Annotated in this window: 9 protein-coding genes; 3 read left to right on the forward strand and 6 right to left on the reverse strand. The window is 70.9% G+C overall.

Annotated features, from left to right (window positions below; all coding sequences use genetic code 11):
- The first annotated feature begins 36 nt into the window (after positions 1–36).
- On the forward strand, positions 37–525 hold the full coding sequence (locus ACQ860_RS01190) for a hypothetical protein (RefSeq protein ID WP_431301580.1): 489 nt from the start codon (positions 37–39) through the stop codon (positions 523–525).
- 211 nt (positions 526–736) lie between these two features.
- Positions 737–1,258 (forward strand): hypothetical protein, encoded by a 522-nt coding sequence (locus tag ACQ860_RS01195; RefSeq protein WP_431301581.1) that lies wholly within the window; start codon positions 737–739, stop codon positions 1,256–1,258.
- Positions 1,259–1,339: 81 nt separating this feature from the next.
- On the opposite strand, the gene glgX is transcribed toward ACQ860_RS01195, so the two are convergent.
- From glgX to ACQ860_RS01225, 6 genes are all read right to left on the reverse strand, one after another.
- On the reverse strand, positions 1,340–5,203 hold the full coding sequence (gene glgX, locus ACQ860_RS01200; RefSeq protein WP_431301582.1) for a glycogen debranching protein GlgX: 3,864 nt from the start codon (positions 5,201–5,203) through the stop codon (positions 1,340–1,342).
- Between the two features lie 7 nt (positions 5,204–5,210).
- Positions 5,211–6,644, reverse strand: a complete 1,434-nt coding sequence (gene glgA / locus ACQ860_RS01205; RefSeq protein ID WP_431301583.1) for a glycogen synthase GlgA — start codon at positions 6,642–6,644, stop codon at positions 5,211–5,213.
- Positions 6,641–7,906: a glucose-1-phosphate adenylyltransferase gene (glgC, locus tag ACQ860_RS01210; RefSeq protein ID WP_431301584.1), complete on the reverse strand. Its 1,266-nt coding sequence runs from the start codon at positions 7,904–7,906 to the stop codon at positions 6,641–6,643. Before glgC ends, glgA begins: the two co-directional genes overlap by 4 nt.
- The gene (gene glgB, locus ACQ860_RS01215) at positions 7,899–10,130 is read right to left on the reverse strand and encodes a 1,4-alpha-glucan branching protein GlgB (RefSeq protein ID WP_431301585.1); all 2,232 of its coding nucleotides are present in this window, start codon (positions 10,128–10,130) and stop codon (positions 7,899–7,901) included. The genes glgC and glgB overlap by 8 nt, the downstream gene beginning before the upstream one ends.
- Before the next feature lie 5 nt (positions 10,131–10,135).
- On the reverse strand, positions 10,136–12,613 hold the full coding sequence (locus ACQ860_RS01220; RefSeq protein WP_431301586.1) for a glycogen/starch/alpha-glucan phosphorylase: 2,478 nt from the start codon (positions 12,611–12,613) through the stop codon (positions 10,136–10,138).
- Positions 12,614–12,687: 74 nt separating this feature from the next.
- Positions 12,688–13,605, reverse strand: coding sequence for a PfkB family carbohydrate kinase (locus ACQ860_RS01225; RefSeq protein WP_431301587.1), 918 nt, complete (start codon positions 13,603–13,605; stop codon positions 12,688–12,690).
- 134 nt (positions 13,606–13,739) lie between these two features.
- Between ACQ860_RS01225 and ACQ860_RS01230 the strand changes: the two genes are divergently transcribed.
- Positions 13,740–14,768: a GDP-mannose 4,6-dehydratase gene (locus ACQ860_RS01230; RefSeq protein WP_431301588.1), complete on the forward strand. Its 1,029-nt coding sequence runs from the start codon at positions 13,740–13,742 to the stop codon at positions 14,766–14,768.
- Positions 14,769–14,774 lie beyond the last annotated feature (6 nt).

Genomic DNA, 14,774 nt, shown 5'->3' on the forward strand with positions numbered 1-14,774 from the left:
GCCTGCGCCCGCCTCCTGCCGAGAACGAGACCGCCCATGCGCCATGCCCAGACCCGATGGACCCGCCTGCTGGCGCTCTCCGCCCTGCTCGGAACCGGCGCCTGCGCGGGCCATGACGGGGAGGAGCCGCTCTATGTCCTGCGCGATTCGATGGGGCGTTCCGTCGCCATGGCCGGCGCCTCCCAGATCGGCGGCGCCGCCCCCGGGACCGTGCTGCGCGCCAATCTCGGCGGGGTGGAGCAGTCGGTGATGGTGGGCGAGCGGGTCGGGCTCGGCCCGGCCATGGGCCCGCGCCCGGCCGCCGCCGCGCCTGTGGCGGTGGCCGCGGTGGCGCCGGCCGCGGCCCTTCCGCCCATCGCCGAAATCCCGATCATGGGCGGCGTGACCGCCGCCCCGCTCGACCCGCTCGCGGCGTCCTCCGGCACGGAGGCGAGCCCGACTCGGAGCGCCCAGGGCGCCGGCCAGAATCCGTCGAGCCGGCGCCGTGGCCCGCCCCCGGCCTCCGTCTCGCGCTCCGTAATGTAAGGGCCGCGCGGCGACTGTGACCAGAAAGTCGCGGTTGCGGCGGAATTGCAACGCTGGCGCGCCGCAGCGGGCCTTCGCCTTGATTCGGCGCTATTGCCCGCAAGGCATCTGATGCTAGGCTTTTGTCACGTTTGGGATGGTAGGCTGGAAAACCCTGCAGCTGGCCCTGTTTCCCGCGTATCCATTTCCAGGGGTTGGGATGATGAGAGAAATGAAGAAAGCCACCAAGTTCTTCGCAGTGATCGCGGTTGCCGGCCTCGCCGCCTGCGCGCCCAGCGGCCCGCCCGAGGACATGTTCCCGCTGGTCGACGCCACCGGCACCACCGTCGCCATGGTGCGCGCCTCGGTCGTCCGCAACACGCCGCCGGGCACCGCCGTCCGCGCGAACATCAACGGCATGGACCAGCTCGTGACCCTCGGTCCGCGCGTCTCCGCCGGCGTCTCGGCCGGTCAGGCCATCATCACCGGCACCGATAGCGGCGGCCGCCCGATCGTCGAGCACATCGGCCCGGCGAGCGGCAGCTTCGCCCCCGAGGGCACGCCGGTCATCACCGGCACGGACGGCCAGGGCCGCCCGATCGTCACCTTCGTGCAGCCCGGCCAGCAGGCGCCGACCGGCGTGGTCGCCGGCCCGCGCGGCAACCGCCGTGGCCCGGCCGTGGCCCCCGGCACGCTGGCCCCGGGCGTGGCGCCCGTGGTGCAGCAGGGCCCGACCAACACGATCGGTCGCTAAGCCATCACGGCGCGGTCCCGCCGGGCCGCGCCGTAGCTTCCGGCCGCCTGCCTCCTTCATGGGGCAGGCGGCCTTTTTTATTCAGGCGCGCGCGCGGGCGTGGATGGCATCGAGGATCGCCCGGGCCAGCGGCGTCCCGCAGATCGCCCGGGCCTCGGGCGCCATGCGGTGCCGCCAATTTGGCCGCTCCCGATCGGTGCCAGGCAGGTTCACCCCCACAAGCTCCCCCGCCAGATCCTCCGCCTGCAGGAGCAGCATGAGGGAGGGGCTCGCGGCCACGAAGCCATGGATCGCCGCCGCCACCGCTTCCGGCAGGGCCTGGGTGGCCTGGGCGGGCAGGCCCAGCGTGGCCAGCAGTGTCGCGCGTTCCGCCGCGCGCTGCGCTCGCGCCGCGGCCGCACCCGCCGCATCCAGCAGCAGCAGCGCCTCGCGCTCGGCGATGTCCGCCCCCTCCCACCAACCGGCGAGCGTGGGGATGTCATGGGTGGCCACGCAGGCGGCAGCCAGTTCCGGATAAGCGGCCGGGGGGCGGAATTCCGGACCCTCCCGCTCGAACCAGAGCACCCGGTAGGAGAGAATGCGCGAATCCCGCAGCGCCTCGGCCAGGCCGTCCGGCACGGTGCCGAGATCCTCGCCCACCACGGCGCAGCGGGCGCGCTGGCTCTCCAGCGCGATCTCGCCCAGTGCCGCCTCGAGGGGCTGGGCGAGGTAGCAGCCCTCGCCGGCGGCGGCACCTTCGGGCACCAGGAAGAGGCGCCTGAGCCCGAGCACATGATCAATCCTGAGTGCGGCCGCGTGGCGCATATTGGCCCGGATGAGGGTGGCGAATCCGGCATGGCCGCTCGCTTCGGCCGCCAGCGGATCGGGCGGCGGGATGCCCCAGACCTGTCCGAGCGGGCCCAGCGGATCGGGCGGCGCGCCGATGGAGAGGCCGGGCAGGAACTCCATGTCGCCCGACCAGGCCTCGGCCCCATCGCCAGCCATGCCGACGGCGAGGTCGCGATAGAGCCCCGCGCCGGCCGCTGCCGCTTCGGCCATCTGCCGGTCGGCGAGGAATTGCAGCCAGGCGTGGAAGCCGACGGCATCGGCATGGGCGGCTTGCCAGGCGGCGATCCCCGCATCCCGCCCGTGGCGCAGCCCCGCCGGCCAGCGCCGCGAATCGCTGCTGCCGTGCCGCTCGGCCAGCGCGTTGAAGGTGGCGAAGCGGATCAGCGCGGCACCGCCCACCGAGCGGAAGCGCAGGAAATCCGGATCCATCCGGTCAAAGCGGGCCCAGGCCGCGGCCAGCACGCGGCGCTTGGCGGCCCAGGCGGCGGGGTAATCCACGTCGCCGCCCGCGCGCAGCGCCGCGAAGAGCGCGGCCTCGCCCGTGGCTTCCGGCAGGCGGGAGACGTCAATCAGCAGCGGCTCCAGGAAGCGCCGGTCGGAGGGCTGGTAGGGGCTGGCGCGCTCACGCTCCAGCGGCATCAGCGCATGGGGCGGGCTGATGCCGAGCCACAGCGCGCCCGCCCCGGCCGCGCCGCGCGCGAGGTCGGCGATGGCGGTGAAGTCGCCGATGCCCTGGTCCGCCGCATGGCGCAGCGCGTAGCTTTGCGCCGTGATGCCGAAGCGCGGCGCCTCCAGGGGCAGGAAGCACCGCGCGGGGGCCGCGGTGATGCGGCAGAGCGCATCGCGCCAGCGCAGTTCATGCCGGCCCTCGGGCAGGGGCGGCAGGGTGAGCTGGCCGCCTTCGATGAGGCCGTGGAATTCGCGGGCACTGCCATCCTCCAGCGTGAGGTGCAGCGCCGGCCGCTCGGGCAGGCCGGGGCCCACGGGCAGCCGCGCCGTCTCGCCCGCGCGGGCCGGGACGTGTGGCGGCAGGGGCGGGCGATGCAGGCGGCGGGCCAGGCTGTCCCGCGCCTGGGGGGCGGTCTCGGCGGGCAGGCGCAGCGCGGCCAGCACGGCCCGCAGCGTCGCCTCCGGCACCTCATGCTCGCGCCCCGTCAGATCGTGCCAATGGGGTGCGATGCCGGCGGCGATGGCGAGCCGGCCCAGGAGTGCCGCATCCGGCGCCTCGGCGCGGTGGGGCAGGGCGGGCTGCTCGGCCAGCAGCAGCATGCTGCGCGGCGGGAGCGTGACGCTGTCCGCCGGCGCGCTGGCCGCCAGCACCTGCCAGCGGAAGCCCCAGCGCGGGCGGGGCGGGCGGAGCGCGCGTGGCTCATCGCCACCATTGATCGCGACCACCACGCGGTCCACGCCCGAGGCGAGGACGGCCACCAGCGCGCGCGATGCGCCCCAATCCTCCGGCCCCAGCGCGTGGCCCTCGGGGTGCCGCCATTCCACGTCGGGCAGGCCGGTCTCAGGGCAGGGCAGGCCGGTCAGCGGCGCTGTGGCATGCAGCGCTGGATGCGCGCGCCGCGCCGCGATCAGCCGCGCGGTGTGGTCCACCAGCCCCTGGTCGAGTTTCGCCCAGTCGAGCCAGGAGGTCGCATTGTCCTGCGCATAGGCGTTGTTGTTGCCGCCCTGGCTGCGGCCGCCCTCATCGCCCATCGCCAGCATCGGCGTGCCGCGCGCCGTCAGCAGCGTCGCCAGCAGCGCGCGCGCATCGCCCGCGCGGCGTTCGGCCAGCGCCGGGGCCGGCCCCTCCGTGCCATGGTTCCAGGAGTGGTTCTCGCCCGCCCCGTCGCGCCCTTCCTCGCCATTGGCGAGGTTGTGGCGGCGCTCGTAGCTGACGAGATCGGCCAGCGTGAATCCGTCATGCGCGGTGATGAAGTTCACGCTGTCCGCGATGCGCGTCGGAAAGGCATCGGCCGAGCCCGCAAGCCGCGTGGCGAGCGGCCCCAGCATCCCCGAATCGCCGCGCCAGAAGCGGCGCACATCGTCGCGGAAGCGGTCATTCCACTCCCCCCAGCCGGCGGGGAAGCGGCCGAGCTGGTGGCCATCCGCCCCCACATCCCAGGGCTCGGCGATGATCCATCGGTGCCGCAGCACGGGGTCCTGCCGGATCGCGGCGAGCAGCGGCGCATCGGGGTCGAACCCATGCCGCGTTCGGCCGAGCGTGGTCGCCAGGTCGAGCCGGAAGCCATCCACCCCGGCCTGCTCCGCCCAGTGCCGCAGCGCATCCATGACCAGGCGCAGCGGCCAGGGCCGGTCCAGCGCCAGCACATTGCCGCAGCCGCTCTCATTGTGGCCGAGGCGGTACCAATGCGGCTCGCCGAGGCCGCGCAGGCTCAGCGTGGGGCCGAGCGCATCGCCCTCGCCCGTGTGGTTGAACACCACGTCCAGGATCACGCCGATCCCGGCCGATCGCAGCGCGGCGACGGCGGCCCGCACCTCCGCCATGCCGCCCGGGGCGAGGCGCGGATCAGGCGCGAGGAAGGCCACCGGATTGTAGCCCCAGTAATTCGTCAGCCCGAGCGGCGGCAGATGCCGCTCATCCACCCAGGCGGCCACGGGCAGCAGCTCGACATGCGTGACGCCGAGGCGTTGCAGATGCGCGATGGCGGCCGGATGCGCCAGGCCCGCGAAGGTGCCGCGCTGTGCTTCCGGAATCTCCGGGTGCAGCGCGGTGAAGCCCCTCACATGCAGCTCGTAGATCACGGCGGGCCGGGCGGGCAGCGGCGTCCAGGCTTCAGCGGGCAGGGGGGCGCTGATCACCGCGCGCGCCACATGCGGGCCGGAATCGCCGGGGCCGAAGGCGGTGGGGTGCAGGCGCAGCGGGGCTTCCAGCGCGCGCGCCCAGGGGTCGAGCAGCAGCTTCTCCGGATCGAAGCCCGGGCCCTCGGCGCGCAGCCCATAGGTGGTGCCTGGCGGGATGCCCGGGATCACGCTGTGGAAGACGTCACCCTGGCGCCGCGGCAGCGGCAGGCGCGCCGTCTCGCGCGCGCCGTCGAAGGTGCAGAAGTGGAGCCGTTCCGCACCCGGCGCCGGGATCGCCACCTCCACCCCATCGGGGCGGAGGCTCACACCCAGTTCAGCGGGCGCGGTCAGCGATCATGCCCCGGAAGAGCGCGGCATAGCGCCCGGCCGAGCGCGCCCAGGAGACGTCGCTCGCCATCGCATTGGCCTGGATGCGCGCCCATGTGCCGTCCTCGCGATAGAGGCCGATGGCGCGGGTGATGCCGGCCGCCAGCATTTCCTGGCTCACGGGGGCGAAGTTCAGCCCCGTGCCGGTGCCGGCCGCGACCGCCATCTCATTCGCGTCGATCACCGTGTCGGCGAGGCCGCCCACCCGCGCCACGATGGGCGGCGCGCCATAGCGCAGCGCGCAGAGCTGGCCGAGGCCGCAAGGCTCGAAGCGCGACGGCATCAGGATCGCATCCGCGCCGCCATAGCAGAGCCGCGCCAGCCCCTCGTCGAAGCCGATGAAGCTGCCGATGCGCCCGGGCTGTGCGCCGGTCGCGCCATGCACGCGCTCCTCCAGCGCCGCCTCGCCGCTGCCGAGGATGGCAAGCTGCGCGCCATTGTCCAGGATGGCCGGCAGCGCCTCCAGGATCAGGTCCATCCCCTTCTGCCAGGCGAGGCGGCCCACGAAGCAGAAGAGCGGCGTCGCGGGCTCGACGGCAAGGCCCATCCGCGCCTGCAATTCCGACTTGTTGATGGCGCGCCGCGCGATGGTGCCGGCATCGTAATGCGCCGGCAGATGCGGGTCCGTCGCCGGGTTCCACTCCTCCGTGTCGAGCCCGTTCAGGATGCCGCTGACTTCCGCGCCGCGCCCGCGCAGCAGGCCATCGAGGCCCATGCCCCAGGCGGGCGTGCGGATCTCGGCCGCGTAGCCGGGGGAGACGGTGCTGATGCGGTCGCTGAACCAGAGGCCCGATTTCAGGTAGCCGACCTGCCCGAAATACTCGAGGCCGGCGGTGGCGAAGGCCGCCGAGGGCAGGCCCAGCAGGCCGAAGAGATCGGCGCGGAACTGACCCTGGAAGGCGAGGTTGTGGATGGTGAAGAGCGTGGGCACGCGGCTTTCCGCGAAGCGCAGATAGGCGGGCGCCAGGCCCGCCTGCCAGTCATGCGCGTGCAGCGCGTCGAAGCCCATCGCATCGGCCGCATGCGCGGCGGCCCGGCCGAGGGCGGCGAAGCGGATCGCATTGTCCGGCCAGTCCATGCCGCCCGGCGCCAGGTAGGGCGAGCCCGCGCGCGCGAAGAAATGCGGCGCGTCGAGCGCCAGGATGTCCCGCCCCGCGGCCTCGGCCCGCACCAGCCGCGCGGGCGCGCCGAAGAGGTCCGCCAGTTGCTCCACATGCTGCACGGGGCCCAAGGCCGCCATCACCGCCGGATAGCCCGGCAGCAGCGTGGTGACGGAAACCCCCTCGGGCGCGAGCGCCGCCGGCAGCGCGCCCACCACATCGGCGAGCCCGCCCGTCTTGATGAAGGGAAACCCCTCGGAAGCGACGGCGAGGACCTTCATGCGAGCTTGTCGAGCATCGCCTGGGTGATGAGGCAGACGCCCTTCTCCGTGCGGCGGAAGCGGCGCGCATCCTCGATCGGGTCCTCGCCCACGACGAGGCCGGGTGGGATGCGGACATTGCGATCCACCACGACCTTGGAGAGCCGCGCCCCCTGGCCGACATCCACGCGCGGCAGCAGTACGGCACCTTCCAGCCGCGCATAGGAGTGCAGATGCACGCCGGTGAAGAGCAGCGAACGCCGCGCCGACGCCCCCGAGATGATGCAGCCGCCCGAGACGAGCGAGGAGATCGCTTCGCCCCGCCGGCCTTCCACGTCATGCACGAACTTGGCGGGGGGCACGACCTCGCCATAGGTCCAGATGGGCCATTCCTGGTCGAAGAGATCGAGCGGGGGGACGATGTCGGTGAGGTCGATATTGGCCTCCCAATAGGCGTCCACCGTGCCGACATCGCGCCAATAGGGCGTGAATTCCTGGCTGGAACGCACGCAGGAGCGCTCGAAGCGATGCGCCGCCGCGCGGCCATGCTTCACGATGTAGGGGATGATGTCCTTGCCGAAATCATGGCTGGAGTCCGGGTCCGCCGCGTCGCGCTTCAGCTGCTCGATCAGGAAGCGGGTCTCGAAGACATAGATGCCCATGGAGGCCAGGGAGAGCTCCGGCCGGTCCGGGATGCCGGGCGGGTCGGCCGGCTTCTCCACGAAATCCGTGATCCAGGCCTCGGCGTTCACGGCCATGACGCCGAAGCCCTTGGCCTCCTCGCGCGGGACCGCCATGCAGGAGACGGTGACATCGGCGCCCTGGTCCACATGCTGGGCCAGCATGCGCTCGTAATCCATCTTGTAGATGTGGTCGCCCGCCAGGAGCACGATGTGGCGCGGGGCCAGGTCCTCGATGATGTCGATGTTCTGGTACACGGCATCCGCGGTGCCCATGTACCAGTTGTTCTCGGACACGCGCTGCGACGCGGGGAGGATGTCGAAGCTCTCGTTGCGTTCGTGCCGGAGAAAATTCCAGCCGCGCTGCAGGTGCCGGATCAGGCTGTGCGCCTTGTACTGCGTGGCGACGGCGACGCGGCGGATGCCGGAATTGATGGCGTTGGACAGCGCGAAATCCACGATGCGCGACTTGCCGCCGAAGAACACGGCGGGCTTGGCGCGCCGGTCCGTCAGCTCCATCAGCCGCGATCCGCGCCCGCCGGCCAGCACGAAGGCCATGGCGGTGCGGGCCAAGGGGGCGGCGTTCTGCGCGCGATCAGACATGTGGTGTCCCGGACGTCGTTGCGACTGTGGTCGGTTTTGGCATTTCCCATGCCTGGGGCGCCAGATGGATTGTGCAGAGCGGCGGCAGGAAGACGCGGGCCGAGGCGGGCTGCCCGAAGGCCGGCACCGGCACCGCCTCCACTCGGCCAAGATTGCCCTGGCCCGAGCCGCCGAAATCCGCCGCGTCGCTGTTCAGCACCTCAAGCCAGGTGCCCGCCCGCGGCAATCCGATCAGCACCGCCTCGCGCGGGATGGGCGTGAAATTGCACAGCACGGCCACCGGCGGCCCGCCCGCGCCGTCGAAGCGCAGCCAGGTGAAGAGCGAGTGGTCCGCGTCATTCGCATCAATCCAGCAGAAGCCCTCCGGCCGGGCATCGGCCGCGTGCAGGGCAGGGGTCTCCCGGTGCATGCGGTTCAACTCGCGGATGAAGGTCTGCACGCCCTGGTGCGGCGCGTGTTCCAGTAGCCACCAGTCGAGCTCCCGCGCCTCGGACCATTCGGCCCAGGGCGCGAATTCCTGGCCCATGAAGAGCAGCTTCTTGCCCGGATGCCCCCACATGAAGCCGTAATAGGCGCGCAGGCCAGCCAGCTTCTGCCAGGTGTCGCCCGGCATGCGCCCGCCGATCGTGCCCTTGCCGTGCACCACCTCGTCATGGCTGAGCGGCAGGATGAAGCGCTCGTTGAAGGCATACATCAGGCCGAAATTCATCAGCTGGTGGTGATGCGCGCGGAAGAGCGGGTCCTTCGCCACATAGCGCAGCGTGTCGTTCATCCAGCCCATGTTCCACTTGAAGGCGAAGCCGAGCCCGCCCTTCGCCACGGGCGCCGAGACGCCGCTCCAGTTCGTGGCTTCCTCGGCGATGATCATGGCCCCTGGGGCCTGCTCGGCCAGCATGGCGTTGGTGCGGTGGAGGAAGCCCACGGCGTCGCGGTTGTCATTGCCGCCATCCTCGTTCGGCGCCCATTCGCCGGGCCCGCGCGAGTAATCCAGGTGGATCATGGAGGAGACGGCATCCACCCGCAGCCCGTCCGCGTGATAGCGCTCGAGCCAGAAGAGCGCGTTCGACGCCAGGAAGGCCTCCACCTCCTTGCGGCCATAGTCGTAGATCGCCGTCTGCCAGTCCGGGTGCCAGCCGCGCCGCGGATCGGGGTGCTCGTAGAGGCAGGTGCCGTCGAAGCGCGCGAGGCCATGCGCGTCATCCGGGAAATGCGCCGGCACCCAGTCGAGGATCACGCCGATCCCCGCCATATGCGCCGCATTGATGAAGCGCGCGAGGCCCGAGGGGTGGCCGAGCCGCGCGGTGACGGCGTGCATGCCGATCGGCTGGTAGCCCCAGGAGCCGTCGAAGGGGTGCTCCATCACCGGCATCAGCTCGATATGGGTGAAGCCGAGATCCGCGACATAGGGGATGAGGTGGGCGGCCAGCTCGTCCCAGTTCCAGAAGCGGCCATCCGGGTGGCGCTTCCAGGAGGGCGCGTGGACCTCGTAGATGGACATGGGCGCCGCCGCCGGGTCGCGCTTCGCGCGCGCCGCCATCCATTCCTCATCGGTCCAGGTGAAGTCGTCGATGCGCGCGACCACGCTGGCATTGGCGGGCCGGAGTTCGGCCGCGAAGCCGAAGGGGTCGGCCTTCAGCGGCAGCAGCGCGCCGTGGGCGCCGAGCAGCTCGTATTTGTAGGCCGTGCCCTCGGTGATGCCGGGCAGGAAGATCTCCCAGAGGCCGGAATCCACGCGGCGCCGCATCGGGTGCCAGCGCCCGTCCCAGCGGTTGAACTCGCCCACCACCGAAACGCGGCGCGCATGCGGCGCCCAGACGGCGAAGCGCACGCCGGCGACACCCTGATGCGTGACGAGATGCGCGCCCAGCCGGTCATGCAGGCGATGATGCGTGCCCTCGATCAGCAGGTGGTCATCCAGCGGGCCGAGGCCGGGCCCGAAGGCATAGGGGTCCAGCGCCTCGCTTGTGGTGCCGCCCTCCGTGATGCGCAGCCGATAGGCCTCGCCCATGCGCACGTCGGGGATGAAGCCCTCGAAGAAGCCATCGGGATGGCGCGGCTCCAGCCGCTGGGTCAGCCCCGTGAAGCTGGCCTCCACGCTGGCCGCCCCCGGCCGCAGCACGCGGAGCATCAGCCCGCCCCGCGCGGCATGGGGGCCCAGCACCGCGAAGGGATCGGCATGCCGGCCCTCCAGCAATGCCAGGACGTCGCCTTCGCTGGCGTGCATGTGTTCTATCCCGGCACGGGCACCCGCCAGATCTCCTGCGCGTATTCCGCGATGGTCCGATCGGACGAGAACCAGCCCATATGGGCCGTGTTGAGGATGGCGGATTTCTGCCAGGCCGCCTGGTCCGCCCAGCGCCGCTCCACCTCGCGCTGCTTGTCGAAATAGGCGTCGAAATCGGCGGTGACGAGGAAGTGGTCATGCTCGCGCAGCATGTGCACGAGTTCCCCATAGCGATGCGGATCATCCGAGGAAAAGACGCCCGAGGCGATGGATTCCAGCGCCTGCTGCAGGCGCGGCGAGGCATTGATGGAATCCTGCCCGCGCCAGCCCTCGCGCCGGCGTGCCGCCACCTGCTCCGTCGTCAGGCCGAAGATGAAGATGTTCTCGGGCCCCACATGCTCCAGGATCTCGACATTGGCGCCATCCAGCGTGCCGATGGTGAGGGCCCCGTTCAGCGCGAGCTTCATGTTGCCCGTGCCCGACGCCTCCATCCCCGCCGTCGAGATCTGCTCGGAGAGGTCGCAGGCGGGGACCAGCACCTCCGCGAGCGAGACATTGTAGTTGGGCAGGAAGACAACCTTCAGCCGGTCCCGGATGGTGGGGTCGCGGTTGATGGTGCGCGCCACGTCATGCGCCAGCTTGATGATGAGCTTGGCGCGGTGGTAGCTCGCCGCCGCCTTGCCGGCGAAGATCTTCACCCGCGGCGCCCAGTTGTTGTGGGGCTGCGCGCGGATCTCGTTGTAGAGCGCCACCGTCTCCAGCAGGTTGAGAAGCTGGCGCTTGTATTCATGGATGCGCTTGATCTGCACGTCGAACAACGCGGCCGGGTCCACCCGGATGCCGACCTGCTGGCGGATCAGCTTCGCCAGCGCCTCCTTGTTCGTGCGCTTCACCTCGGCGAAGCGCCCCTGGAAGCCGGCATCGGAGGCGAGGGGCTTGAGCGCCGTCAGCGCCTCCGGCCGGTCGAGGAACTCGCCACCGATCGTCTCGGTCAGCAGCTCGGTCAGGCAGGGGTTGCACTGCTGCAGCCAGCGCCGGAAGGTGATGCCGTTCGTCTTGTTCGTGATGCGCCCGGGATAGAGCATGTTGAGGTCGTGGAAGACCGTCTTCTTCAACAGGTCCGAATGCAGCGCCGACACACCGTTCACCTTGTGCGAGCCGATGAAGGCGAGGTTGCCCATCCGCACCTTCCGCCCGTGATGTTCCTCGATCAGCGAGACGGAGGCGAGCAGGCCGAGATCGCCGGGATGCGCGGCCGCCACATAATCCAGGTGGAAGGCGTTGATCATGTAGATGATCTGCATGTGGCGCGGCAGCAGCCGCTCCATCAGCGAGACGGGCCAGGTCTCCAGCGCCTCGGGCAGCAGCGTGTGGTTGGTGTAGGCGATGGTGCCCTGCGTCACGCGCCAGGCCTCGCCCCAGGGCAGCCTGTGGTCATCGAGCAGGATGCGCATCAGCTCCGCCACCGCGATGGCGGGGTGCGTGTCGTTGAGCTGGATCGCCACGCGCTCGGGCAGGCTCTCGATGCCGCCATAGACGCGCAGATGCCGCCGGATCAGGTCCTGCAGCGCGGCCGAGCTGAAGAAGAACTCCTGCCGGAGGCGCAATTCCTGCCCCTCCGGGCTGTCATCCGAGGGATAGAGGAAGCGCGAGATGGCCTCCGCGCGCACGCGCTCCGACAGCGCCCCGATATGGTCCCCGCGGTTGAAGACGTCGATCTTCAGAGGGTCCGCGGCACGCGCCGACCACAGGCGCAGCGTGTTCACATGCTTGCCGCGCCAGCCCACGATGGGCGTGTCGTAAGCCACCGCGAGGACCGTCTCGGCCGGCTTCCAGACGTGATGCGGCTCGCCATCCTCGCCATTCACCTCCTCGACCGTGCCGCCGAAGCCGATGCTGTGCGAGATCTCGGGCCGGGCGAATTCCCAGGGGTTCTGGAACTGCAGCCAATCCTCCGGATATTCCTCCTGCCAGCCCTGGCGGATGACCTGCCGGAACAGGCCGTGATCATAGCGGATGCCATAGCCGAAGGCCGGGATGGAGAGGCTCGCCAGGCTGTCCATGAAGCAGGCGGCGAGCCGGCCGAGGCCACCATTGCCGAGTGCCGCATCCGGCTCGCAGGCGGCGACCTTGAAGGCATCCACGTCGAGCGAGGCGAGTGCGGCCCGCACCTCCGCCATCAGGCCGAAATTCGTGATGTTGTCACGCAGCAGCCGGCCGATGAGGAATTCGAGCGAGAGGTAATAGACCTGCTTCTGCCCCGTGTTGTAGGTCGCCCGCATGTCGTTCAGCCACGGCTCGACCACACGGTCCCGCACGGCGAGCGCGGTTGCCATGAACCAGTCGCGGTCGAGCGCGCCGGCCCGGCTCTTGCCGAGATCGTAGGTCAGCTTGCGCAGGATGGCGTCGCGCATCGCCTGCCCGTCGGGGCGGGGCGTCGTGAGGTCTTCGGCGGGAAGCGGGGCGGCGTTGGCGTCGTTCACGTGGGTCGCGGTCCTGGTTCCGTGGGCAGGCATGAATTGTGGCACGGATGGCGCGCCCGCCGGAAGCGGACATCTCAGCCCGCGGGATATTCCGCCATGAAGTGCTCCACCTCCGCCCGGCGGGCGGTCGCGCCATCCCGCGCCCGGAGCGCGCCGGACGCGCTGGCCAGCCGCAGCCCATCCTCGACCGTCATCCCCTCGGCCATGGCGAGCGCGAAGGCGCCGTGGAAGACATCGCCCGCGCCCGTCGTGTCCCGCGCCTCGATGCGGAAGGCCTTCATCTCGCGCGGCCGCGTCTCGCCGCGCATCAGCCAGAGCGTGCTGTCCTCGCCCCGCGTCACGGCCGCCATGCGCGTGACGCCCTCGGAGGTCGCGCGCCGCAGCGCCTCGGGGATGCGCTGGCCGGGCGCGTAGTTGTTCAGCCCCGTCGCTGAGAAGATGGCGTAGCGGACGCGGGGGACGAGATCGAGCAGCAGGCGCGTCTCGCTGCGCTCGCCATCCAGCACGGTCGGGATGTCGGCGGCTTCGGCCGCGGCGAGCGCGGCCGCCGCCCCCTCCGGCCAGCGCGGGTCGCAGAGGAAGGCGCGGGCCTGCCCCATCATCTCCAGCGGCAGCCAGGACGGGTCCGTCCCCAGCGCCTCGCCGCGAAAGCCCAGGATGGCGCGCTCGCCGAAGCGGTCCACCAGCACGGCCGAGACAGGGCTGCGCGCGCCGGGAAAGACGTGCAGGCCGGTGAGGTCGATGCCTTCCGCGCTGAGCCCGCTGGTGAGCAGCTCCGCATTCGGGTCATCGCCCACGCGTCCCCAGAAGGCCGCCCGGCCGCCGAGGCGCGCGACGGCGATGGCCGCATTGGCCGCCATGCCGCCGATCGCGAGCTTGTAGCCCCGCGCCTGCGCCTTGGCCGGCGGCTGCGGCACGTCATCCACCCGGAACACATGGTCCGCCACGACATTGCCGAGGCAGATCACCAAGGGCGGGGGGCTTTGCTGCATCGCGTGAGGCTAGCAGGCGGAAAAGCCCCGCGTCACGGATTGTCGGTATGGGAAGGTTACGTGCCACCATCGCCGGTTGGCCTTGCGGCGGCTTCGCGCTAAAGCGCCGTCACATTTTGTCCCCGGAGATACACGTGAGTCACTCAGCCTCGCCCGCGCCCGCGCCCGCCGCCACGAATCTGCGTGGAAAGCGCGTGCTGGTCACCGGTGCCGGCGGCTTCATCGGCAGCCACCTGGCGGAGCGCCTGGTGCGCGAGGGTGCGGAAGTGCACGCCATGGTCCATTACAACGCCCTCTCCAGCTGGGGGAACCTGGACCTCGCGGCTCCCGAGGTGAAGCCGGAGCTGCGCGTGACGCTGGGCAACATCGAGGACAGCGACTACGTCGCCCGCGCCTGCAAGGGCATGGATGTGGTCTTCCACCTGGCCGCGCTGATCGCCATTCCCTATTCTTATGTCGCACCCCGCAGCTATGTTCGCGCCAATGTCGAGGGCACGCTGAACGTGCTGGAGGCGGCGCGCCAGCTCGGCGTCGGCCGCGTCATCCACACCAGCACCTCCGAGGTCTATGGCACCGCGCTGCGCGAACCGATTGACGAGGAGCACCCGCTGCAGGGCCAGTCGCCCTATTCGGCCAGCAAGATCGGCGCCGACAAGATCGCCGAGAGCTACTGGCGCAGCTTCGAGACCGAGGTGGTGACGCTGCGCCCCTTCAACACCTTCGGCCCCCGCCAGTCGGCCCGCGCCTTCATCCCCACCATCATCTCCCAGGCCTTCACGCGCGACGAGATCCGCCTGGGCTCGCTCGATCCGCTGCGCGACATGACCTTCGTCTCGGACACGGTGGCGGGCTACCTCGCGGCGGCCACCACGCCGGGCATCTCGGGCGAGACGATCAACCTCGGCACCGGCGCCACCTATTCCATCGGCGATTTCGCGGCCCGCATCCTGAAGCTGATGGGCATGGAAAAGCCCATCGTGCAGGAGGCCGCGCGCATGCGCCCGGCGCAGAGCGAGGTGGGCAAGCTCGTCTCCGACAACAGCAAGGCGAAGCGCCTGATGGGCTGGTCGCCTCAGGTCTCGCTCGATGACGGCCTGAGCCAGACCATCGAGTTCGTGGGCGCCCATCGCCACCTCTACCGCACCAACACCTACACGGTCTGAAGCAGG

This window comes from Sediminicoccus sp. BL-A-41-H5 (assembly GCF_050632405.1).
Lineage (GTDB): Bacteria > Pseudomonadota > Alphaproteobacteria > Acetobacterales > Acetobacteraceae > Roseococcus.